The organism is Ancylomarina sp. 16SWW S1-10-2, from assembly GCF_009669305.1.
Classification (GTDB): domain Bacteria; phylum Bacteroidota; class Bacteroidia; order Bacteroidales; family Marinifilaceae; genus Ancylomarina.
On sequence record NZ_SADB01000294.1, the window covers coordinates 1 to 400 of the forward strand.

Annotated in this window: 1 pseudogene; it reads right to left on the reverse strand. The window is 35.0% G+C overall.

Annotated elements, in window-relative coordinates:
* A pseudogene (locus tag EMN46_RS19780) lies at positions 1 to 400 on the reverse strand (hypothetical protein); the annotation flags it as partial.

The window sequence follows — 400 nt, forward strand, 5'->3', positions numbered from 1 at the left end:
TAAAACAATTGCATGTCCAGAGCTCATTCGAAGCAGATATTTCTGGATATTGTCATAAAACAATTTAGTGAATTTATCATCGTCCACTTGAATCTGTGGTTCATTACGTCTTAACTCTTCATATTTAGAAATGAGGCTGATGAGTTCCATATTTGAAAAGTTTTCATCACTACTTAGTTTTTTGATAGCTTCAAGCCAGAGTTGTCTTTTTCTATCTACTCTCATACAACCAATAAATGCTGAAATGAATTCTAAGCGGAGATCGCCTAGTGATTTTAAACTATTGCTGGCAGCATTCTTGAGTCCAATATAAAAGTATTGTGTACCTTTTGCTGGGTCAGGTTGTTCTTTAGGAGGAGTAAAAGGATCAAATGCACTAAACGAAACTGAAACAAGCGAT